Annotated in this window: 20 protein-coding genes; 7 read left to right on the forward strand and 13 right to left on the reverse strand. The window is 65.5% G+C overall.

What is annotated here, in order from left to right; all coding sequences use genetic code 11:
• Positions 1-18: 18 nt before the first annotated feature.
• Positions 19-648 (reverse strand): arylesterase, encoded by a 630-nt coding sequence (locus tag ACFQNJ_RS08230; RefSeq protein WP_382256045.1) that lies wholly within the window; start codon positions 646-648, stop codon positions 19-21.
• Positions 649-698: 50 nt separating this feature from the next.
• On the opposite strand from ACFQNJ_RS08230, the gene ACFQNJ_RS08235 reads away from it, so the two are divergent.
• The 3 genes from ACFQNJ_RS08235 to ACFQNJ_RS08245 all read left to right on the forward strand — a co-directional run bounded on the left by ACFQNJ_RS08235 (position 699) and on the right by ACFQNJ_RS08245 (position 3,498).
• Positions 699-1,388 (forward strand): ABC transporter ATP-binding protein, encoded by a 690-nt coding sequence (locus ACFQNJ_RS08235; protein ID WP_374640532.1) that lies wholly within the window; start codon positions 699-701, stop codon positions 1,386-1,388.
• Between the two features lie 32 nt (positions 1,389-1,420).
• On the forward strand, positions 1,421-2,164 hold the full coding sequence (gene rlmB / locus ACFQNJ_RS08240; RefSeq protein WP_382255907.1) for a 23S rRNA (guanosine(2251)-2'-O)-methyltransferase RlmB: 744 nt from the start codon (positions 1,421-1,423) through the stop codon (positions 2,162-2,164).
• A gap of 98 nt (positions 2,165-2,262) precedes the next feature.
• Entirely contained in the window at positions 2,263-3,498 is a 1,236-nt protein-coding gene (locus tag ACFQNJ_RS08245) for a Yip1 family protein (protein WP_382255910.1), read from the forward strand.
• A gap of 6 nt (positions 3,499-3,504) precedes the next feature.
• On the opposite strand, the gene ACFQNJ_RS08250 is transcribed toward ACFQNJ_RS08245, so the two are convergent.
• From ACFQNJ_RS08250 to ACFQNJ_RS08280, 7 genes are all read right to left on the reverse strand, one after another.
• Positions 3,505-4,095 (reverse strand): chromate transporter, encoded by a 591-nt coding sequence (locus tag ACFQNJ_RS08250; RefSeq protein ID WP_382255913.1) that lies wholly within the window; start codon positions 4,093-4,095, stop codon positions 3,505-3,507.
• Positions 4,095-4,700, reverse strand: a complete 606-nt coding sequence (locus tag ACFQNJ_RS08255) for a chromate transporter (protein ID WP_382255915.1) — start codon at positions 4,698-4,700, stop codon at positions 4,095-4,097. Before ACFQNJ_RS08255 ends, ACFQNJ_RS08250 begins: the two co-directional genes overlap by 1 nt.
• A 28-nt stretch (positions 4,701-4,728) precedes the next feature.
• The gene (locus ACFQNJ_RS08260) at positions 4,729-5,118 is read right to left on the reverse strand and encodes a response regulator (protein ID WP_382255917.1); all 390 of its coding nucleotides are present in this window, start codon (positions 5,116-5,118) and stop codon (positions 4,729-4,731) included.
• Entirely contained in the window at positions 5,115-6,740 is a 1,626-nt protein-coding gene (locus ACFQNJ_RS08265; protein ID WP_382255920.1) for a sensor histidine kinase, read from the reverse strand. The genes ACFQNJ_RS08260 and ACFQNJ_RS08265 overlap by 4 nt, the downstream gene beginning before the upstream one ends.
• 153 nt (positions 6,741-6,893) lie before the next feature.
• Positions 6,894-7,637, reverse strand: a complete 744-nt coding sequence (gene fabG, locus ACFQNJ_RS08270; RefSeq protein ID WP_382255922.1) for a 3-oxoacyl-ACP reductase FabG — start codon at positions 7,635-7,637, stop codon at positions 6,894-6,896.
• Between the two features lie 4 nt (positions 7,638-7,641).
• Positions 7,642-9,801 carry a 3-hydroxyacyl-CoA dehydrogenase NAD-binding domain-containing protein gene (locus ACFQNJ_RS08275; protein WP_382255925.1) on the reverse strand — a complete coding sequence of 720 codons (2,160 nt, stop codon included), beginning with the start codon at positions 9,799-9,801 and terminating at the stop codon, positions 7,642-7,644.
• Positions 9,802-9,822: 21 nt separating this feature from the next.
• A complete protein-coding gene (locus tag ACFQNJ_RS08280; RefSeq protein WP_382255927.1) occupies positions 9,823-11,028 on the reverse strand; it encodes an acetyl-CoA C-acetyltransferase in 1,206 nt (401 codons plus the stop codon).
• A 110-nt stretch (positions 11,029-11,138) separates the two neighbouring features.
• Between ACFQNJ_RS08280 and ACFQNJ_RS08285 the strand changes: the two genes are divergently transcribed.
• Positions 11,139-12,302 carry an acyl-CoA dehydrogenase family protein gene (locus ACFQNJ_RS08285; RefSeq protein WP_374642904.1) on the forward strand — a complete coding sequence of 388 codons (1,164 nt, stop codon included), beginning with the start codon at positions 11,139-11,141 and terminating at the stop codon, positions 12,300-12,302.
• Positions 12,303-12,323: 21 nt separating this feature from the next.
• On the opposite strand, the gene ACFQNJ_RS08290 is transcribed toward ACFQNJ_RS08285, so the two are convergent.
• A complete protein-coding gene (locus tag ACFQNJ_RS08290) occupies positions 12,324-13,535 on the reverse strand; it encodes an HD-GYP domain-containing protein (RefSeq protein WP_382255930.1) in 1,212 nt (403 codons plus the stop codon).
• A gap of 198 nt (positions 13,536-13,733) precedes the next feature.
• On the opposite strand from ACFQNJ_RS08290, the gene ACFQNJ_RS08295 reads away from it, so the two are divergent.
• Positions 13,734-14,204, forward strand: coding sequence for an RT0821/Lpp0805 family surface protein (locus ACFQNJ_RS08295; RefSeq protein WP_374642908.1), 471 nt, complete (start codon positions 13,734-13,736; stop codon positions 14,202-14,204).
• Here ACFQNJ_RS08295 and ACFQNJ_RS08300 read toward each other — a convergent pair.
• The 3 genes from ACFQNJ_RS08300 to ACFQNJ_RS08310 all read right to left on the reverse strand — a co-directional run bounded on the left by ACFQNJ_RS08300 (position 14,197) and on the right by ACFQNJ_RS08310 (position 18,310).
• Entirely contained in the window at positions 14,197-15,357 is a 1,161-nt protein-coding gene (locus tag ACFQNJ_RS08300) for an FAD-dependent oxidoreductase (protein ID WP_382255933.1), read from the reverse strand. The genes ACFQNJ_RS08295 and ACFQNJ_RS08300 overlap by 8 nt on opposite strands.
• Before the next feature lie 7 nt (positions 15,358-15,364).
• Positions 15,365-16,042, reverse strand: coding sequence for a DUF3047 domain-containing protein (locus ACFQNJ_RS08305; RefSeq protein ID WP_382255936.1), 678 nt, complete (start codon positions 16,040-16,042; stop codon positions 15,365-15,367).
• Positions 16,043-16,147: 105 nt separating this feature from the next.
• Entirely contained in the window at positions 16,148-18,310 is a 2,163-nt protein-coding gene (locus tag ACFQNJ_RS08310) for an FAD-dependent oxidoreductase (RefSeq protein ID WP_382255939.1), read from the reverse strand.
• A gap of 65 nt (positions 18,311-18,375) precedes the next feature.
• On the opposite strand from ACFQNJ_RS08310, the gene ACFQNJ_RS08315 reads away from it, so the two are divergent.
• Together ACFQNJ_RS08315 and ACFQNJ_RS08320 are read left to right on the forward strand one after the other, a co-directional pair.
• The gene (locus ACFQNJ_RS08315) at positions 18,376-19,419 is read left to right on the forward strand and encodes a hypothetical protein (protein WP_382255941.1); all 1,044 of its coding nucleotides are present in this window, start codon (positions 18,376-18,378) and stop codon (positions 19,417-19,419) included.
• Positions 19,416-20,780, forward strand: coding sequence for a TIGR04283 family arsenosugar biosynthesis glycosyltransferase (locus tag ACFQNJ_RS08320; RefSeq protein ID WP_382255944.1), 1,365 nt, complete (start codon positions 19,416-19,418; stop codon positions 20,778-20,780). The genes ACFQNJ_RS08315 and ACFQNJ_RS08320 overlap by 4 nt, the downstream gene beginning before the upstream one ends.
• Here ACFQNJ_RS08320 and ACFQNJ_RS08325 read toward each other — a convergent pair.
• Positions 20,710-21,651: a lysylphosphatidylglycerol synthase transmembrane domain-containing protein gene (locus ACFQNJ_RS08325; protein WP_382255946.1), complete on the reverse strand. Its 942-nt coding sequence runs from the start codon at positions 21,649-21,651 to the stop codon at positions 20,710-20,712. The genes ACFQNJ_RS08320 and ACFQNJ_RS08325 overlap by 71 nt on opposite strands.
• Between the last annotated feature and the right edge of the window lie 144 nt (positions 21,652-21,795).

The following is a 21,795-nucleotide window of genomic DNA, read 5'->3' on the forward strand; positions in this document are numbered from 1 at the left end:
GCCCGATTATCGGTGCCCTCAGGTCTGCAGCAGTTTGCGCAGTTCAGGCCAGACGTTGTCCAGCAGGATGGGTTGGGCCTTTTCGTTGGGGTGGATGCGATCGCTCTGGAACAGGCTCAGGGCGTCGGGGGCATCGGCCACGCCGCGCAGCAGGAACGGCACCAGCGGCACCTTCTCGGCTTTGGCCACGCTGGTGAACATGTCGCGGAACTCCTGGGTGTAGCGGGCGCCGTAGTTGGGTGGCATCTCCATGCCAACGAGCAGTACGCGCGCGCCCGCCTGGCGGGACTGTCGCACCATGTCGGTGAGGTTCTCGCGTGTCATGGTCAGTGGCAGACCGCGCAGGGCGTCGTTGGCACCGAGTTCGATGACCACGATGGCTGGTTTGTGCTGGCTGAGCAGGGCCGGCAGGCGCGATCGTCCGCCTGAGGTCGTGTCCCCGCTGATGCCGGCGTTCACCACCGTGGCGGGAACCTTCTGTGTCTGCAGGCGCTCTTGCAGGAGTGCCACCCAGCCGCTGCCACGGCGGATGCCGTACTCGGCACTCAGCGAGTCACCGACCACCAGAATGGGACCGGTGGCACCGGTTCCTTTGGGTTTCTGGGCGCGTACTGGCAGGAATGCCCCGCCGCCCAGGGTCAGCACCATCGTCACGTTAAAGTGTCGTCGTTTCACTTCATGAACCTTCCATCTCTGTCATGACACCAGCGCCCGCCAACGAAATCATTGCCGTGCGGCATGTCTTCAAGTCCGTCACCGATGCCACGGGCACGCTCGACATTCTGCGCGACATCGACTTTTCTCTGCGTCGCGGGCAGTCGGCGGCCATTGTGGGGGCATCCGGTTCCGGCAAGAGCACCTTGCTGTCCATCATCGCCGGCCTGGATGTGCCCTCGAAAGGGGCGGTGGTCATCGACGGGGTGGATCTTTTTGCCCTGGACGAGGACCAGCGTGCCGCCCTGCGTGCAGAGAAGATCGGTTTTGTCTTCCAGAGTTTCCAGCTGCTGGGCAACCTGACCGCGCTGGAGAACGTGATGCTGCCCCTTGAGCTGGCCGGCCGGCGGGATGCGCGCCAGGCCGCCACCCGGATGCTGGAGCGCGTGGGGCTCGGGCAGCGGCTGTCGCATTACCCCAAGGTGCTGTCGGGTGGCGAACAGCAGCGGGTGGCCCTGGCCAGGGCTTTTGTGGTGCACCCGGCGGTGCTGCTGGCCGATGAGCCGACCGGCAGCCTGGACTTTGCCACCGGCGAAAAGGTGATGGAACTGATGTTCGAGCTCAACCGCGAATTGGGTACCACCCTGGTTCTGGTGACCCACGACCGCGCGATCGCGGCCCGCTGCGAGCACCGCATCACCATCGAGGCGGGGCAGGTGGCCAGCGTCGACTGAGCGCATGGCAGCGTCGCGGGGATAATGGGGGCATGTCTGCTCCCAAAGTTCTGTTCGGTTTCCATGCCGTGGGTGTGCGTCTGAAGACCGCGCCTGCGTCCATCATCGAGGTGTACTTCGACGCGTCACGGCGCGACCAGCGCATGCGACAGTTTCTTGACCGCGCGCGCGAGGCGGGTGTTCGCCTGATCGAAGCCGACGGTCTGCGCATCGCCAAGCTGGCGGGCAGTCATGGTCATCAGGGTGTGGCCGCGCGGGTGCAGGCGGTCGAGCAGGCCACATCGCTGGATGATCTGCTGGATCAGCTGGAGGCCAGCGGTGAACCGGCGTTGCTGCTGGTGCTCGACGGTGTCACCGATCCGCACAACCTGGGGGCTTGCCTGCGTGTGGCCGACGGCGCTGGCGCCCACGCTGTGATCGCGCCCAAGGACCACGCGGTGGGCATCAACGCGACGGTGGCCAAGGTGGCCAGCGGTGCAGCCGAAACCATGCCGTATTTCATGGTGACCAACCTGGCGCGTACCTTGGGCGAGCTCAAGGAACGCAACATCTGGGTCATCGGAACCAGTGGCGATGCCCCCAGGACGGTGTATGAGGTGGACCTGAAGGGGCCGGTGGCCTTGGTGTTGGGTGCCGAGGGTCCGGGCATGCGCCAGCTCACCCGCAAGACCTGTGATGAACTCGTCAGCATTCCCATGAAGGGGGCGGTCGAGAGCCTGAACGTGTCGGTGGCCAGCGGCGTCTGCCTGTACGAGGCCTTGCGCCAGCGCCGCTGATCGCACGCCGCCCGCCGGGGGGATGTCTGCGGTGGCCATTTCCTGTGCCGGACACCATAATCCGTAAGGATTAATCAACCAGCACAGGAGGTGGAGTCATGAACCTTGTCCAGCGAGTCCAGGACATCTTGCTCAAGCCCAGGGATACCTGGCAAACGATTGCCCAGGAGCCATCGGACGTTCCGGGGCTGTTCAAGAACTATGTGGTCTATCTGGCGGCGGTATCGTCGCTGGCAACCTTCATCGGCCTGAGCCTGGTGGGGGTGGGTGGCTTCGGCATGAGCTTTCGGGTCCCGATCGTCACGGGCCTGGTCAACCTGGTGGTCGGTTTCGTGCTGACACTGGTGATGGTTTACGTGCTGGGCTTGATTGCCAACGCGCTGGCACCGACTTTCCAGGGTGAGAAGAACCTGCCCAACGCCGTCAAGCTGGTGGCCTATGGTTCCACGGCGGGCTTGCTCGGCGGAATCTTCAATCTGCTGCCGGCTCTTTCCATGCTGGGTCTGCTGGCGGCCCTGTATTCGATCTACCTGATCTACACCGGCATTCCCGTGATGATGAAGGCACCGGAGGGCAAGGCGGTGGGATACACCGCAGTGCTCATTCTTTGCGGCGTGGTCGCGGGCCTGGTGATGGGAGCGGTCAGCGCCCTGTTCACGGGTGGTGGTCCGGGCATGATGGGCCACATGGGGCGCTCGGACGGCAACGTGACTTTCAAGGTGCCGGGCAGCGAGGTGACAGTCGACACGGCCAAGCTGGAAGAGGCCGCGCGCAAGATGGAGGAGGCCGGCAAGAAGATGGAGGAAGCACAGGCCCGGGGTGACCAGGCAGGCGCCAACAAGGCGCTGGGCGAAATGATGGGGGCTGCCTTGGGGGGGCAGGGCGGCAAGCCCTTGGCACCGGATGCGCTGCAGCGGTTTGTGCCCGAGAAGCTGGCGGGCATGTCCCGGCAATCTCTGGAGGCACGGTCAGATCAGGCCATGGGCATGAGTTTTTCCAGCGTGTCAGCCGGTTACGACAAGGACGGTCAGGGTGTCGAGTTGCGGGTGCAGGACATTGGCGCGGTACCGGCCCTGACCATGGCCATGGGTGCGTGGGCCTCCTCGACGGTCAATCGCGAGACCCAGGATGAGGTTGAGCGCATCTACCAGAAGGATGGCATTTCTTTCCGCGAGGAGTACAGCAAGGACGGCGGTCGCAGCGAGATGGCCATGCTGCTGCCCAACGGTGTGATGGTGGAGATCGAGGGAGCTGGCGCCGGCATGGATGCTGTCAGGGCCGCCGGTGCCGCCCTGGACATCAAGGGGCTGGCGGGCTTGCAGCGCGACAAGTAAGCTGGTTCAGACGAGTCCGGCGGCGCCGAGGCAGCCGCCGGCGGCGATCAGCCAGAGCAGGTGCAGCCGCGTCTTCCAGACCAGCAGGACACTGGCCGCGGTGAGCAGCCACAAGGGCCAGTCCCTGGCGGGCTGGTCATGGGCTGCGCTGAGCAGCCAGCCCGTGGCCACGAGCAAGGCGATCACGATCGGCGCCATGCCAGCCTTGAACGCGCGGACGCTGCGCAGTTCCCGGTTGCGATGTGCCCAGCGGGTGGCCGCGTAAGTCAGCACCGAGGAGGGCAGCAGTGTCGCGCTCATGGACACCAGTACGCCCAGCAAGGCCATCCACCACGCGGTCAGGCCTGCGGCCGGTCCACCGGCCGCATTCAGCCCCACATTCCACCCGAGCAGGGCCACGAAGAGCACGTTGGGTCCTGGTGCCGCCTGCGACAGCGCAATCGAGGCCGAGAACTGTTCGTTGCTGAGCCAGCCTTGCTCGCCGACCAGGTAGCGGTGCATGTCGGGTGCCGTGGTGATGGCGCCACCGACCGCCAGCAGCGACAGCGAGGCGAAATGGGCGAACAGCGAGGCCCAGTCCGGCCAGCCAAAGCTCATCACCGCAGGACCTCCATCCTGCCCAGCACACGGTAGGCCCACAGACAGGCCACGCTGCCGATGCCGGCCAGTACCCAAGCCAGGGGCCAGCGCAACAAGGCGATGGCCACGAAAGTCAGGACGGCGAGGATCAGGCAGACCGCCTGGCCCATCGGGTTGCGATCCAGGGCCGTCACCAGCTTGATCCCGGTCGCCGTGATCAAACCGGCGGCCACGGCACCCATGCCCCGAAGGGCGCCCTGCGCCAGCGGGTGCTCGGCCACCGTGCCATACAGCACCGCCAGAATGAGGACCACCACAAGAGGGGCCAGCAGCATGCCGGCGAGGGCGGCGAGCGCGCCGCGCGGGCCGAAGTGGCGGCCCCCGATCATCAGGGACAGGTTGACCACGTTGGGGCCCGGCATGATCTGGGCGACCGCCCAGTCTTCAATGAACTGCTCGCGGGTGAGCCAGCGCTTCTTCTCGACCAGTTCGCGTTGCACAACGGCCAGTACGCCACCGAAGCCCTGAAGGGCCAGCCAGGTGAAGGCCAGGAACAGGTCCAGCACCGATCTCGGTGCTGAGGGGGCTTCGTCGGCGGGGGGCAAGGGGGCGGCCAGGGGCATGTACCGATTATCGGGCGCCCCAGACCGCTCAAAGACCGCGTTCGAGGATCTCCCGCACGGAAGCCACCGTCAGCGGTTTGGTCTGATAGCCCTGGATGACCGGCAGAGCCGCGGCCCGGGCACGGTCGGCTGGAGAGTCCGATGAGGTCAGCATCATGAGGAGGACCGTGGGCTTGCCCGCCAACAGCGGTGTGGCTTCCTCGGCGACTTCGAAGCCATCGAGCATCGGCATGTTGATGTCCAGGAAGATGCAGCTGGGCGTCGTCAGAGGGTCCGACCGCAGGAAGTCGAGCGCCAGCACGCCGGTCTCGAACACCAGCACCTGACCGGTGAATCCTGCCTTGCGGATCATGATCTCGTGGTAGACGTTGTCGGCCTCGTTGTCGTCGACCAGGATGATGCGTTCGATGGGGGTCATGCAGGTTCTCCGGGGACGGTCGGAGGAAGCACGATGCCAAAACGGCTTCCCCGCCCGAGGGTGGAATGCAGGGTAACACGCCCGCCGTGCAGTTGGGCGATGCGTCGGCACAGGGACAGGCCCAGACCGGCACCGTCGAACCGCTGGCGGGTGTGCAGCCGTCGGAACATGTCGAAAATGCCCGCTTGCTGGTCTTCGGGGATGCCGAGGCCGTGGTCGGTGACGCTCAGTTCCATGCCGTCATCGACGGGCACCGTCTCGATATGAATCTGGGGCGGCCGGTCCTGGTGCCGGAACTTCAGGGCGTTGCCGATGTAGTTGAACAGGACGATCCGCAGCAGGGCAGGGTCGGCTCGCAGCGTATCCAGCGGGCTGGTGGTGATGAGGGCACCACTTTGCTCGATGGCCTCATGCAGCTCTTCCATGACCTGAGACACCAGTGCGCGCGTGTCCATGTCCACCACTTTTGGCGTGTAGCCATCCAGCTGCAGCAGGTCGGTCAGATCGTCCAGCATGCGGGACATGCGCTCGCCACCCTTGGTGACAAAACCGAGGTAGCGCTGCGCAGGGGCTGATAGCTCCTGCAGGTGGTCGGTGGTCAGCAAGGTCGAAAAGTTGCGGACAGCGTTCACAGGCTCTCGCAGGTCGTGAGAGAGCACCTGGATGAATCGCTGTTGTTCGAGCGTCCGCTGCTCCAGGGCAGAGAGGGCTTCCTTGAGTTCCTGTTCGCGCTCATGCTGAAGGTGGATGTCGTGGCTGCGCAGGATCAGGCCCCTGACGGTTCCGGAGGCATCCGTATCCGGCATCAGCGAAATCTCCATGAACCGGGGGCCGCGCGCGTGGAACCGGACCAGGTGCTGATACCTGACCAGTTCCCCCGACAGCGCACGCCTGATCAGGGGAGCGATTTCGTTCTCATAGACCGCCGGGCCGACACGATCACGGACGTGCATGCCGATGACCTTGCTCTCGTCGCATCCCCAGTAGGTCAGCCAGGTCTGGTTCACGGCCTGGTAGCGCTCGTCGCGGTCGATGTAGGCAATCAGGTCGAGCGTCGACACCGCCATCGCCATGAGAACGTCGCGGGCCCGACGCGCCTCTTCGCGCTGTCTGGCTTCCTCGGCGTGACGTTCCTTCTCATGCTCCAGGAGGTTGACCACCAGACGGGAGAGGATTCGCAGGGATTCCTCGGCGGCGGGCGAGAGCTGCCTGGGCTGGGTGTCGATGACGCAGACGGTCCCCAGGGCATGGCCGTCGTCGGTCACGATGGGGGCACCTGCGTAGAACCGCAGGCCCAGCTCACCTTCAAGCAGCGGATTGTCGCGAAATCGCTCGTCCTGGCGGGCATCTTCCACCACCATGACCTGTTGTGGCTGCAGGATGGCATGGGCACAGAACGCGATGTCGCGACCGGTCTGTTCGACGTCGATGCCGGTTTTGGCCTTGAACCACTGGCGGTCCCGATCGATGAGGGAGATCAGGGCCACCGGGGTGCCACAGATCGACGAGGCCAGGGCCACGATGTCGTTGAAGGCGGTCTGGGGCAGGGTATCCAGCACACCATAGCTGTGCAGCTTGGCCAGACGCTGTGCTTCGGTGTCAGGGAGGGGGGCGGAGTGCATCGGAAACAGGAGGGAGGTTGGCGTGCAATCCGCTACCAGAGGTCGTCATATCGACACAAGTGAGCGATTCTCAATCCCCTGGGTTCCACCGGGACCCAAAATAAGAAGGCCGGCGTGATTTGAGTCACGCCGGCCTTCACTCAGATGGCAATGTCAGACGCTCATGCCACCGGAAACCTCCAGCACCGCGCCATTGATGTAGCTTGCCTCGTCGCTGGCCAGGAAGGCGTAGACATTGGCGATTTCCTCGGGTTTCCCCAGCCGACGCAGCGGCACGCGGTGCTCCATCTCCTGGATCACTTTCTCGGGGATGGTGCTCAGGATGGGCGTGCTGATGAAGCCTGGCGCCACCGCGTTGACGCGCACCCCCTTGGGGCCCAGCTCGCGGCTCCAGGTCTTGGTGAAGCCGATCACGCCGAACTTGGTGGCCGCGTAGTTGGTCTGGCCGAAGTTGCCGTAAATGCCCACCACGCTGGATGCGTTCAGAATGACGCCGCCACCCTGGGCGACCATGTGGTCGGCCACGGCCTGGGCGCAGTGGAACACGCCTCGCAGGTTGACATCGATGACCTTGTCGAACTGCTCGAGGGTCATTTTCTGCAGGCGGGCATCCTGGGTGATGCCGGCATTGTTGACCAGCACGTCAATGCGGCCAAAGCGCTCTTTCACCTGTGCCACGACGGCATCGACCATGTCGCGCTGGGTGACGTCCATGACGAAGCCGACGGTGGAGGCGCCTTCGGCCTGGCATTGCCTGACGGCTTCGTCAACGGCTGACTGCCTGACGTCGCAGACGACGACGGTGGCACCTTCTCGCGCGAACTTGAGTGCGGTGGCCAGGCCGATGCCTTGTGCGGCGCCGGTGATGATGCAGACTTTTCCTTCGAGGCGTTTCATGAAATCAGTACTGGGGTTGGTGTTGTCGAAGCGATGACTTTACCGCCTCGCTCAGCTCGAAGCCGCTGCCGTAGCGGTTGGCCAGCTCCGCGCAGCGCTTCTCGAAGGCGTCTAAACCCATGCCGTAGATGAACTGCAGCGCACCGCCGGTCCAGGCCGGGAAGCCGATGCCGAAGATGGAGCCAATGTTGCCGTCGTGCACGCTGGTGAGCACGCCTTCGACCAGGCAGCGTGCGGTTTCCACCGCCTGACGATAGAGCAGGCGGTCCTTGACGTCCTGCAGGTTCCATTCGAGGCCCGGCTTCTCGAACAGGGTTTTGAGTTCGGGCCAGAGGTGCTTCTTGCCACCTTCGGGATAGTCGTAGAAGCCGCCGCCGGCGGCACGGCCGGGGCGCTTGTGTTCCTTGACCATGCGCTCGACCAGCGTTTCGCCCGGCGTGGCCACATACTGTCTGCCATCCTTCTGGAAGTCGAGGCGGGTCTGCTCCAGCACATGCACCGACAGGCTGAGCGCGGTTTCGTCCAGCACCGCCAGCGGGCCCACGGGCATGCCGGCCTGCATGGCGGCGTTCTCGATCACCGGGGCGGGGATGCCCTCGCCCAGCATGGCCGCGCCTTCCATCACGAAGGTGCCGAAGGTGCGGCTGGTGTAGAAACCCCGCGAGTCGTTGACCACAATGGGCAGTTTGCCCAGCGCCTGCACGTAGTCGTAGGCGCGAGCGATGGTTTCATCGTCGGTGTCCTTGCCGCGGATGATCTCCACCAGCTTCATCTTGTCCACGGGACTGAAGAAGTGGATGCCGACAAATTTGGCCGGCTTTGCGCTGGCCTGGGCCAGGCCGCTGATGGGCAGGGTGGAGGTGTTGCTGGCGAAGAAACCGCCTTCGGCCAGCATGGGCTCGGCCTCCTTGGTTACGGTGGCCTTGAGTTCGCGCTGCTCGAACACGGCTTCGATGATCAGGTCGCAGCCCTTGAGGTCGGTGGCGCTGGCGGTGGGGGTGATGAGGCTCAGGATGCCCTGCTGCTTCTCGGCGCTCATCTGGCCTTTGTCGACGCGCTTCTGGGTGAGCTTCGTGGTGTAGCCCTTGCCCATTTCGGCGGCCTCCAGGCTCACGTCCTTGAGCACGGTGGCGATGCCTTTGGTGGCCTGCGCGTAGGCAATGCCCGAGCCCATCATGCCGGCGCCCAGGATGCCGACCTTCCTGGGCTGATACTTCGCCACGTCCTTCGGCCTGGATTGCCCGCCCTTGATGGCGTTCATGTTGAAGAAGAAGGTGTTGATCATGTTGCGCGCCACAGGTCCGACCATCAGGCCGGCCAGGTAGCGGCTTTCGATGCGCATGGCGGTGTCGAAGTCCACCATCGCGCCTTCGACCATCGCGGCCAGGGCCGCCTCGGGCGCGGGATAGAGACCGCGGGTCTTCTGCTTGAGCACGGCAGGGGCCACGCTGAGCATGCCGGCGATCTTGGGGTTGCTCGGCGTGCCGCCGGGCATCTTGTAATCCTTGCGGTCCCAGACATGGGTGCAGGCCTCGGGCTTGCCCTGGGCGGCGTCGATGTAGGCGAGGGCACGCGGCAGCAGTTCCTCTGCTGTGGCGACCAGTTCGTGCACCACACCGATCTTCAGGGCCTCCTCAGGGCCGAACAGCTTGCTCTCCAGTATGTAGGGCTGCGCCGCCATCAGGCCCAGCACGCGGGTCATTTTGGTGATGCCGCCACCGCCTGGAATCAGGCCCAGGGTGATTTCGGGCAGGCCGAACTGGACCTTGGGGTTGTTCACGGCGATGCGGTGGTGGCCGACCAGCGCCACCTCCCATCCACCGCCCAGCGCCGCGCCGTTGAGGCAGCTCACCACCGGCACGCCCTGTGTCTCGATGGTGCGGAAGTTCTTCTTGATGCGTTCGATCTCTTTGAAAACGCGCGGGCCGTCGGCCGCGGTCGACCGCATCACGCCCTTGAGGTCGGCGCCCGCAAAGAAGGTGCTCTTGGCCGAGGCCAGCACGATGCCCTTGAGCTGGGCCTTGTCCCTGGCCACCTGCGCCGCGATGGCGTCCAGGTCGTCCTGCCATTGCAGGCACATGGTGTTGACCGGCGAGCCCTGCTCGTCGAAGGTGATGGTGGCAATGCCGTTGGCCAGTTCGTAGCGGATGGTTTTCGTGATCATGTGCGTGGTCTCCGCTGTCGTTCAGATGCGTTCAACGATGGTGGCAATGCCCATGCCGCCACCGACACACAAGGTCGCCAACCCGTAACGCTGGCCCGTGCGGTGCAACTCGTCCACCAGGGTATTCAGGATCATGGCGCCGGTGGCGCCCAGCGGGTGGCCCAGCGCGATGGCGCCACCGTTGACGTTGACCTTCTCGTGCGGCACGCCCATTTCCTGCATGAACTTCATGGGCACGGCGGCAAAGGCCTCGTTGACCTCGAACAGGTCGATCTGGTCGATGCTCATGCCGGCCTTGGCCAGCGCCTTGCGCGCCGCGGGCATGGGGCCGGTGAGCATGATGGTGGGGTCGGCGCCGGACAGGGCGGCGGCCACGATGCGAGCGCGTGGTGTGAAGCCGTGGGTCTTGCCGGCAGACTCACTGCCGATCAGGATCGCCGCTGCACCGTCCACGATGCCCGACGAGTTGCCCGCGTGGTGTACGTGGTGGATGCGCTCGACCTGCGGGTAGCGCTGCAGAGCCACCGCATCAAAGCCCATGGCCCCCAACTGCTCAAACGCGGGCTTGAGGCCAGCCAAGCCTTCCATCGTCGTGTTGGGCTTGATGAACTCGTCTTTTTCCAGGATGGGCAGGTCCATGGCATCCCTGACCGGTACGACCGAGCGGTCAAAGTGACCGGCGGCACGGGCCGCGGCGGCGCGCCTCTGGGATTCGAGCGCAAACGCGTCCACGTCCTGCCGGGAAAAACCGTTGAGCGTCGCAATCAGGTCGGCACCGATGCCCTGCGGCACGAAGAGCGTGGCGCTGTTGGTCTCAGGGTCCTGTGCCCAGGCGCCGCCGTCGGAGCCGATGGGCACGCGGCTCATGCTCTCCACACCGCCGGCCACCACCAGGTCTTCCCAGCCGCTGCGCACCTTCATGGCGGCCATGTTCACGGCCTCCAGGCCCGAGGCGCAGAAGCGGTTGAGTTGCACACCGGCACAGCGCCAGTCCCAGCCGGCCTTGAGCGCCGCGACCTTGGCAATGACCGACCCCTGTTCGCCGATGGGCGAGACCACGCCCATGACCACGTCGTCGACGGCGGCGGTGTCCAGGTCGTTGCGGCGCTGCAGTTCCGCCAGCAGGCCGGACAACAGGTTGATCGGCTTGACCTCGTGCAGGCTGCCGTCTTTCTTGCCTTTGCCCCGCGGCGTGCGGATCGCGTCGTAGATGAAGGCTTCGCTCATGGTGTCTCCTGGGGAACTGCCCCTGTGGTCGGATCGATCGGATCAGTATAGACTTTTGCCAAGCATTTGCTTTGTAAAAATCATCCACTTCAGTCCAAAAGGTGACACCCATGATCGAACGCAGCCTGTTCAACGCCGACCACGAGGCCTTCCGTGACAGTTTCCGCCGCTTTGTGGAAAAGGAGATCACCCCCTTTCATGAGGCGTGGGAGGAGCAGGGCTATGTGGACCGTGAGGTGTGGCGCAAGGCAGGGGAGAACGGCTTTCTGTGCATGACCATGCCTGAGGAATACGGTGGTGCCGGCGCCGACAAGCTGTACTCGGTGGCCCAGATGGAGGAAATCGCCCATGCGGGGGTGACGGGCATCGGCTACGGCTTGCACAGCGAAATCGTGGCGCCTTACATCCTGCACTACGGCACCGAGGAGCAGAAGCGCAAGTACCTGCCCAAGCTGGCCAGTGGCGAGATGGTGGGGGCCATTGCGATGAGCGAACCCGCCGCCGGCAGTGATCTGCAGGGCGTCAAGACCACGGCCATCAAGCAGGCCGATGGCAGCTACCTGCTCAACGGCAGCAAGACCTTCATCACCAACGGCTGGCACGCCGATCTGGTGATCGTGGTGGCCAAGACCGACCCGGCGGCCGGGGCCAAGGGCACCAGCCTGATGCTGGTGGAGCAGGGTATGCCGGGCTTCTCCAAGGGCAAACGCCTGAAGAAGATGGGCATGAAGGCGCAGGACACTTCGGAGCTGTTCTTCGACAACGTCAAGGTGCCGGCGGAGAACCTGCTGGGTGGTCAGGCTTTCGAGGGGCGCGGCTTCATCTGCCTGATGGAGCAACTGCCCTGGGAGCGCCTGCAGATCGCCATCGGTGCCGTGGCCGCGGCGCAGGCCGCCATCGACTGGACGGTGCAGTACGTGAAGGACCGCAAGGTGTTCGGTCAGCCGGTGGCCAACTACCAGAACACCCGCTACACCCTGGCTGAACTGCAGACTGAGGTGCAGGTGGCACGGGTGTTCGTCGACAAGTGCTGCGAGCTGATCTGCCAGGACAAGCTGGACACCGCGACCGCCAGCATGGCCAAGTACTGGTGCAGCGACCTGCAGTGCAAGGTAATGGACGAGTGCGTCCAGCTGCACGGTGGCTACGGCTACATGTGGGAATACCCCATCACCCGCGCTTACGCCGATGCCCGTGTGCAGCGGATCTACGGTGGCACCAACGAGATCATGAAGGAGGTGATCTCCCGCGGGATGGGACTGGGCGGGCGCTGATCCGCCGCATGCGGCCCGGGCTCAGATCCGGGCCAGCAGTTTGCGGGGGTCGATGTTCACCTTTACGGATGCCCGCGGCACCACCGAGCGCACCTCGTGGTCCGGGTCGGCGCCGTCCCTGGACATGGGTTCTCCGAGCGGCGAGCCCTGGCGGCTGACCAGGCTGAGCAGCCTCGGGGCGGTGGCCTTGGCGCCGCGGCGAACCACTGCCGCGATTTCACCATTGGCCAGCTGAACGAAGCTGCCGGGCAGGTACAGGCCCAGGCGCCGAAGCCACGCGGCCCCCAGCGCGTGAGGCTTGCCGGCGTCATCCAGCATCAGCGTGCGCGCTGCAGGCGGCAGGTTGCCTGTCCCGGCGGTGATGCCTGGCCGTTGGCTGTGGTGTTCGAACATGGCATCGCACAGCCGCAGCACCTGCTGGGTGAGCGGCAGACCACGCTTTCGCGCAGGGTACCCGCTGCCGTCCGGCATTTCGTGGTGATCACGCACCAGATCGAGCCATGTGTTGTCGGTGATGCCCAGGCGATGCAGCAGAACCATGCTGCGCAGCGGATGTTCGTCCAGGGCCTGCTGCTGCGCTGCAGAGACGGGGAGGGGGCGGTTGGCGCGCTCGTCCAGCAATCGGCTGATGCCAATGTTCATGGTCAGCGCTGCACGTCGCATTGCCTGCTGTTCGGGCTGCGGCAGAACCAGCGCTTGCGCCAGCATCGTCACGGCAGCCGCCGTGGCCAGCGCGTGTGCCGCGCAATAGCCGACCTGTGGGTCCTGCAGCAGCTGCACGATCATGAAGAGGGACCGGTCGGGCTCTGCCTCCAGCAGAGCCTGCATCCGCTGTTCCACCTGATCCAGACGCTGGATCAGGTCCTGTGTGCCGGAGACCTGGCGCTGCAGGAGGGTGACGGCGTGGTGCAGGTCAGGCCAGGCAGTCACAGGATCATCGGCTTCACTGGCCGGACCATGTCGCCTGAAGTCACTGGGCAGACGTGCCTTGGCAATGTCGCTGAGGTTGCTGTCGCTGCGCAGCAGGCGATCGAGCTTGGTGGTGTATTCGTACAGCCAGGCCTTGTACTCGGAGGCATCGACATGCGGTCCGTGGAGGTACAGCAGCTCCCGCTCGCGCTCATTGCGGACCACTTCGCCGCTGCGCAACAGCAATTGGCCGCGCCCGTCCCGGATCGTCACCGGCACAGGGGTGTCGATCTCGATCTGGTCATGGGGCAGGGGAACAAGCATCGGAGAACCTCGACCGCCTGGCAGGCGGTGGGGGGATTCTAGGTGTATTTGATTACATATCGACACACTTGAAACCCCAAATCGTGAGGAATCACCGTTCCTTCATGACGGATGCCGGAACAGCAAGGGCACGATGATGCTCAGAGGTGTGAGTGCACATTCCGTTTCCTGGTTGTTGTCTTTCTGGAGGGATATTTCATGAACTTGCTGCGTTTGTCGGTGCCCGTGGTGGCATCCGTTGCCCTGGTGGTGGGACTGGCTGGCTGCGGTGCCGTGGGAGGGCCCAACGAGACCTCGGGCACCATCATCGGTGGGGTTCTGGGGGGGGCTGTCGGTTCTCAGGTCGGTGGCGGCCGGGGGCGGACGGTGGCCACCATCATTGGCACCATGATCGGTGCGAACATCGGTGCCAATGTGGGCCGTTCCATGGATGGGAATGACCGCATGCGCACCGCACAGATCCTGGAGTCGTCCCGCACCGGTCAGTCCAGCGGCTGGGTGAACCCCGACACGCGCAACGAATATGTCGTGACGCCGACCCGCACTTACGAGAGTGCCGGCGCACCGTGTCGCGAGTACACCATGCGTGCCGTGGTGGGGGGTCAGCCTGACACCGTCTACGGCACCGCGTGCCGGCAGCCGGATGGCAGCTGGCGCGTGGTCAATTGAGGCAATAGCGACGAATGAAGGCCCGGTCGATGCGGTCCTTCCAGCGCCAGGCCCAGGCCCCCTCTGCGTGAAAGGGTCCCCAGCTGGCGATCGCGTGCCCTGACCCGCAAGAGAGCAGATTCAGGGTTCTTGACGGCGGATGATGGGGCTTCAGGGGTGCCCCGGCATGCCAGGCCATCAGGTTGGTGGCCAGCGCGGGGCCGGCTCTGACCGCATAGACCCCGCTCTTGGGATGGGGCCTATCTGCGCGGGTGGCGACATCACCCGCCGCAAAGACGTTGTCATGGCTGGTGCTTTGCTGGAACGCGTTCACCAGAATGTGTCCCTGGGGTGAGAGGTTCAGACCGCTGTTGAGCAACCACGCAGGTGCATGGGTGCCGATGGCCAGGATGGGCACATCGCACGGAAGGACGCCGCCCCCGGCCACTCGCACCAGTCCCGCGTCCATACCGATACAGGTGTCCTGTACCACCGCAATGCCGTGCGCCTTCAGTTGCCGGGAGATTCGCCGGCGAACCCCAGCGGGATAGCTGCTGCCGGGTTCTGCACCGCCAGTCACCAGCGTGAACCGGCTCCCGGCCACGCCATCCCTGAGCAGTCGTTGCCGGGCGGCCATCAGCACCTCCAGACCCGCAGCGCCACCGCCGACCACCACCACCTGCAGGGGCCGACGGCGGGCAAGCGCCAGCACCTGCGGCCAGAGATGCACGAACCGGTCGATCGGCCGCAGCATGAGGGCATGCTCTGCGGCCCCCGGCATCACCTGCTCCAGGCGCAGGCGGTCGACAACCGCGCCGGTGTCGATGGACAGGAGGTCGTAGTCCAAGGACACCGCGTCGGCTGGTGCTTCTGCGCGGACGGACACGTCCACCATCTGTTCTGCGGCCCGCAGCCCGGCGCAATGGCCTGCCACCCATTGCACACCGGCGGAGCGCATCAGCGGCGTCAGCGCGATCCGGCACTCATGCCCGGCATAACAACCCGCCACGAAGCCCGGCACCATGCCACTGTAGGTCTGGTGGTCCTGCGGGGTGACGAGGGTGACCTCCAGGTCGCGGGGACGTTGCCTGGCCAGACTCGACAGCACATGCACATGGGCGTGACCGGCGCCCAGCAGAACGAGCTTTTTCACGCCAGTCTTGTGGTTGGCCATGACAGGGTCAGCGCTGCCATTGAACATCGGCCACCCAGCCCGCGCTGCGCCCACCGGTGTTGTCACTGTCGGCCCCGATCAGCACGGTGCGGACCTTGGGCAGCTTTTCTGGCGATGTTCGGGCCGCATCGGGCAGTTCGTCGGCAAACAGGCGGGCAAAGTCGGCAGCGACATCGCGGTTTTCGGTGATCCATCGGGTCAGTGGTGCATCGCGCCCCTGCAGCACGATGTAGCGGACCCGGCGGGTATAGGGGTTGCTGCCCTCGCGCGAGACAGGGCCCGCGCTGTCCCAAACATAGCAAAGCGTGGCGGCGGGCAGGGCCTCCGCGCTGACTGCTCGCGCCACGCGCAGCACCGTGCGCTCCCAGAACGGTATGCGATCGATCGCATGGTCAAACATGACGCAGACTTTGAGTGCCGCGTCATCGCCCTCCTTGCTGGACAGATCGGGTGTGCGGCGGCCTCCGGCGAGTGGCTGGTCCAGCCGCCAGCGCCACTGCAGCCGGCCCGGCATCCCCGGCAACTGGTCGTGAACCAGCATGCCATAAGAGGCATCGGTCAGCACCTGCACGGCCGGCACACCGTCGGCAGTCCCCGCTTCATACCGGGTGAGGGGCAGGTCGGTGTGGCTCTTGGGAAACCCGACGACCCGCCAACCGGGACCGATCTGCCGATCGGGGCCCACCAGGGGAGGAGGCGAGACAGTCTGATCTGCCCAGACTGAGGCAGACAGGCCCAAGAGACAAGCAGACAGCCAGTTCCCAGGCCATGTTGATGTGGTGCTCATGGGTCAGCCTCGTCTCCAGTCGTGAAACTTCTGCACCCAGGCCAGCAGGCGCTGCGGGACATGGGCTCGCTTCCATTCACCGGCGGCGTATTTGTTCGCTTCCGCCAGCGTGGGGTAGGTGTGGATGGTGCCGAGGATCTTGTTGAGGCCCAGGCCGTGTTTCATGGCCAGCACGTACTCGGCCAGCAGGTCGCCGGCGTGGGTGCCGACGATGGTCACACCCAGGATGCGGTCCTTGCCTGGCACGGTCAGCACCTTGACGAAGCCGTGTGCCTCGCTATCGGCAATGGCCCGGTCCAGGTCGTCGATGCCGTATGTCGTGACCTCGTAGGGGATGCCCTTCTCCTTCGCTTCCTGCTCGTTCAGGCCGACGCGGGCCACCTCGGGGTCGATGAAGGTGGCCCAGGGGATGACCGAGTAGTCGGCCTTGAACATTTTGAAGTCGCCGAACAAGGCGTTCACGGCTGCGTACCAGGCCTGGTGGGCCGCCACATGGGTGAACTGGTAGGGACCGGCCACGTCACCGGCCGCGTAAATGTTGGGGTACAAGGTCTGCAGGTACTCGTTGGTCTCGACCGTTCGCTGGGTCGGGATGCCCAGCTCCTCCAGGCCATAGCCGGTCAGGCGGGCGCTGCGGCCCACCGCGCACAGCAGTTGGTCGAACGCAATGCGCTTCTCGGTGCCGCCGTGCTCGACCACCAGCACCTTCTGCCCGTCGACCCGTTCGCAGCGCAGGGCCCTGTGGCCGGTGAGCACGACCACGCCATCGGCTTCGAGCGAGGCCTTGGCCAGGGCCGACACCTCCTCGTCTTCGCGGATCATGATGCGCGGTGCCATTTCCACCTGCGTCACCTGCGAGCCCAGGCGTGCGAAGCTCTGTGCCAGCTCCGACCCGATGGGGCCGCCACCCAGCACCACCAGACGCCGCGGCACTTCGTCCAGTTTGGCAAACTCGTCCCACAGCGTGTCGCTGGTGACGTAGCCCACGTCGTCCAGGCCCGGCAGGGGTGGCACGAAGGGGCGGGCACCGGCGGCGATCACGATGCTGCGCGCGGTCAAGCGCTGGGTGCCACCTCCGTTCAGCGCGATCTCGACCGTCCATGGGTTGACCAGCTTCGCATAGCCCTGCAGCACCTCCACGCCCAGGCCGTTGTAGCGCTCGATGCTGTCGTGCGGTTCGATGGCCCGGATCACGTCGTGGATGCGCTGCATCACCGCCTTGAAGTTGAAGGTGGGGGCGGTGTCGTTCAATCCGTAGTTCGCACCGTGGCGCATCTGGTGCGCCAGCTTGGCGCTCTTGATCAGGGCCTTGCTGGGCACGCAGCCGTAGTTCAGGCAGTCCCCCCCCATCTTGTGGGCTTCGACCAGCGTGACTTTGGCCTTGACGGCGGCGGCGATGTAGGCGGTGACCAGGCCGCCGGCACCAGCACCGATGACGACCAGGTTGCGGTCGAAGGTGCGGGGGCGGACGCCGCGCCAGCGGGCGTAGACCTTGCGCTTTTGCACCGCCTCGACGATGCGCCGTGCGATCAGCGGGAAGATGCCCAGCAGCACGAAGGAGCCCAGCAGGGCAGGGCTCAGGATGCCCTGCAGCGAGTCCAGCCTGGCCAGCTGGGTGCCGGCATTCACGTACACCAGCGTGCCGGCCAGCATGCCGATCTGGCTCACCCAGTAGAAGGTGAAGGCCTTCATGCGGGTCAGGCCCATCAGCAGGTTGATCAGGAAGAAGGGCACGACCGGGATCAGTCGCAGGGTGAACAGGTAGAAGGCGCCGTCCTTCTCGACGCCGCGGTTGATCTCGGCCAGGCGCTGTCCGAAACGACTTTCGACCGTGCTGCGCAGGATGAAGCGCGAGACCAGAAAGGCCAGGGTGGCACCGATGGTGCTGGCAAACGAGACGATGACCGTGCCCCAGAGCAGGCCGAAGATGGCGCCGCCGGCCAGGGTGATGATGGCCGCTCCGGGCAGGGAGAGCGCGGTCGCCGTCACATAGATGGCGAAGTAGGCGGCCGCCACCTGCCAGGGATGCTGCGCGTACAGGTCGGCAAAGGCCGCCTGGCTCAGTTTGAGGTAGTCCAGGCTCAGGAATCGGCCGAGGTCAAAGGCAAAAAAGGCGCCGATGCCCGCGACCAGCACGACCAGCAGAAAGATTTTCCGGGTACTCACGACGTATCCTTGTGTGATTGTCTTGGTGCTGTTGAGTCGCTGTGCATCGCCCATTCTTACACCCCTTGCCCGTTGCCCTGCGTGCAGCCCTTGAGCAAGCCGGTCATCCGCTGGCCGCCGTGCGTTTGACGTCGCTGCCTGACAAGGGGCTGGCCCATGACCATGTCCGGCTGGAGGGCACGGGGCTGCTGGCCCGGGTGCCCAAACAAAGCCAGATGGGGCTGACGGCGCCGGACAACCTGGCCTATCAGCAGACCTGTTTTGCGCGTGCCGCCGCGGGAGGAGCCACCCCGCAGCTGCACGGTGTGCTCCCTCCTTCGCATGACTTGCCGCGGGGAGCCCTGCTGGTCCAAGAGATCGTGGGCAGGCCAGCCCGGCTGCCGGAGGACCTGACGGCGCTGGCGCAATCGCTGGCGGCCCTGCACGGCCTGCCACTGCCCCCGGCCGCTGCCAGGCCGCCGCTGCGGGCCGACGCCGACCCCTTGCAGGCGCTTCTTGATGAAGTGCGCGAGCAGGCTGGGTGGTGGCCGCAGGCAGGGGTGCATGAGGAGGTGACGCGCTGCCGCGAAGCCGAGCTGGCCGGCCTCGCGGCACTGTGTGCCCAGCCAGAGCGGCCCGAGGTGACCCTGGTGGCCTTCGACGCGCATCCGGGCAACTTCATCGTAAGACCGGACGGCCTTGCGGTTCTGGTCGACCTGGAGAAATGCCGCTACAGCTACCCTGGCCTGGACCTGGCGCACGCCACGCTTTACACCTCCACCACCTGGGACATCGAAAGCCGTTGTGAACTGCAGGCCGACGAAGTGGCAGGCTTCTACCGGCAGTGGGCGATGGGCATGGAACCATCCGCCGCGCGGGCCGCTTCATCATGGCATCTGCCACTGCGTGCTGCCATGTGGCTCTGGTCCCTGACCTGGTGCGCCAAGTGGCGGGTGCTGTCCCGCCAGGCTGTGCGTGACGGCGCTGATGGAGAGGACTGGTCGGCCCAGCGCAGCGAGGACCGGCTGGTCAGTCATGTGCGAGAGCGCGTTGACCACTATCTTGACCCGGATGTGGTGAGCAAGATACGCAGGGGGTTTGATGATCTTGGCGAGGCCTTGAGCCTATGAAGCTGGCGATTGTGCTGCCGGTGCTGGACGAGGCCGACCACGTGGTTCCCCGTCTGCAGGCCTTGGCGTCATTGCGCGCCCGGGGCGTGCGGGTCGTGGTGGTTGATGGGGGCAGCTCTGATGACACGGCGGCTCAGGCGGCGCCACTGGCCGATGAGGTGTTGATGGCACCGCGTGGTCGCTCGTCGCAGATGAACGCGGGCGCGTGCGCTGCCGCTTCGGCTGGCGCCGATGTCCTCCTGTTCCTGCACGCCGATACGCGGCTGCCCGAGCAGGCCGATGAACTCATCGGGCTAGCCCTGGCGGCGGGGGCCGACTGGGGACGGTTCGACGTACGCATCGAAGGCGCGCATGCTTTGTTGCCCATGGTGGCGGCGATGATGAACCTGCGCTCACGTCTGACGGGCATCGCCACGGGCGACCAGGCCCTGTTCGTGTGCCGTCGCCTGTTTGAGGCGGTCGGCGGTTTTCCCGAGCAGCCCCTGATGGAAGACGTTGCGCTGAGCGCGCGTCTGCGCCGGGTGTCGGCCCCAGCCTGCCTGCGCCCCTGCGTCACCACATCGGGGCGCCGCTGGGACCGACACGGGCTGTGGCGGACCATTCTCCTGATGTGGCGCTTGCGCATGGCCTATGCGTTGGGCGCGGACCCGCGCACCCTGGCGCTGCGGTATGGCTACCGCCCCCGGTCGGTGGCGGCGCTGGCGATCATGGCCAAAGCGCCGGTGCCGGGACTGGCCAAGACCCGTCTGGCACCGCTGTTGGGCAAGGCCGGCGCGGCCCGTGCGCAGCGCGGTTTCATTTTGCGCACCGTGGCCACGGCACGCGCCGCAGCGCTGGGATCTGTCACGCTCTGGTGCGCACCCGACTCGGGCCACCGCCTGTTTGTGCTCATGCGTCAGCGACTGGACATGCATGTCCGCGATCAGCCGGGTGGGGATCTGGGGCAGCGGATGCTCACCGCGATGCAGATTCATTTCGAAGCGAATCCCGATCTCCCATGGATCGTGATCGGTACCGATGCGCCAGTGCTTACCCCGGGGATGCTTCAGCAGGCTGCCGATGCGCTGGAGTCATCCGATGCGGTCGTCGTGCCCGCCGAGGACGGCGGCTATGTGCTGCTGGGCCTGCGCAGGCCCTTGCCGGACGTCTTCCGGGATGTGCCCTGGAGCACAGCTGAGGTCATGCAGGTCACGCGAGAGCGCCTGCGCGAAGGGGGTTGGCGCTGGCAGGAGTTGCCCATGCTCTGGGATGTGGACGAACCAGCCGACTGGCTGCGTTGGTGCGCAGTCGCTAGGGCTGAGTTGGCCGATCAGACTGAGTCGAGCGGACGCCCAGGGCCGCCAGGGCCAGCAGACCGGTGAAGACCCCGGTCCACAAGGGAACGCCTCGGCTGACCAGTGCCGCCGTTGCCGCAGTCAGCAGGTCCACACCCTGCCGCTCCAGCAGCCACAGCATGGCCGCTTCCGTCACGCCCAGCCCCCCCGGGATGAACGAGGCAGCGCCCGCCAGCAGGGCCAGCGCATAGCTGCCCAGGCCGGAAAGCACCGGGACCGGATGTTCCAGATGACTCAGCACGACCAGCAGGGCAGAGGCTTGCACCGACCAGGCCAGGCTGCCCAGCAGGCACCCCAGGAACAGGGGGCGTCCCGAGAGCAGGCGCTGTAGTGCACGGGTACCCTCGTCGGCCGTCTGGCCCAGCTTGCCCGTTCCCATGCGGGCCGCCATCGCTGGCAGCAGTCGGGAACGTGCCACCAGGAAGGCCGACAGCACGAAGCCCCACGCACTGAGAACCCAGATCGGGTGAGACGCGACCAGGGGCAAGGCCAGGCACGCCAGCAGCCCCACCACCAGCAGGTCGACCAAACGTTCAGCCACGAAGGCGGCCAGGCTGTCACCGTAGGGCACCCCCAGGGGGGCCAGGTAGGCCGTGCGGATCGTCTCTCCCACCTTGCCAGGCGTCATGGCCAGACCGAAGCCAGCCATGTAGATGGGCAACTGTTGGGTCACAGGGATACGGTGACCAAGCACCCGAAGGAGGACCTGCCAGCGCAGCAGGCGCAGCACGTAACTGAGCAGCCCCAGGAGAAACACCATCAGCCAGGTGGAGCCCGGCAGGTCGCTCAGGCGATCGGACAGTTGAACCAGGTCCTCCGGGCGCCGCAGGAACAGCCAGACCAGCACCGCCAGCAGCAGCAAGAAGGAGAGTGTGCGGAGCAGGACGCGTGCGCTCATGACCCGGCGCAGCATATCAGGGGCTCAAGCGCCTTCCGCGATGGGGTGAAATCAGCGGTATGTACCGATGCGGCGCAAAAAAACTCATAAAAAACTTTGTTGAATGCAGTATTTTGCGGATTGACTGGGTTGAAAGCGAGGATT

It is taken from the genome of Hydrogenophaga bisanensis (genome assembly GCF_042665135.1).
In the GTDB taxonomy this organism is placed as follows: domain Bacteria; phylum Pseudomonadota; class Gammaproteobacteria; order Burkholderiales; family Burkholderiaceae_C; genus Hydrogenophaga; species Hydrogenophaga bisanensis.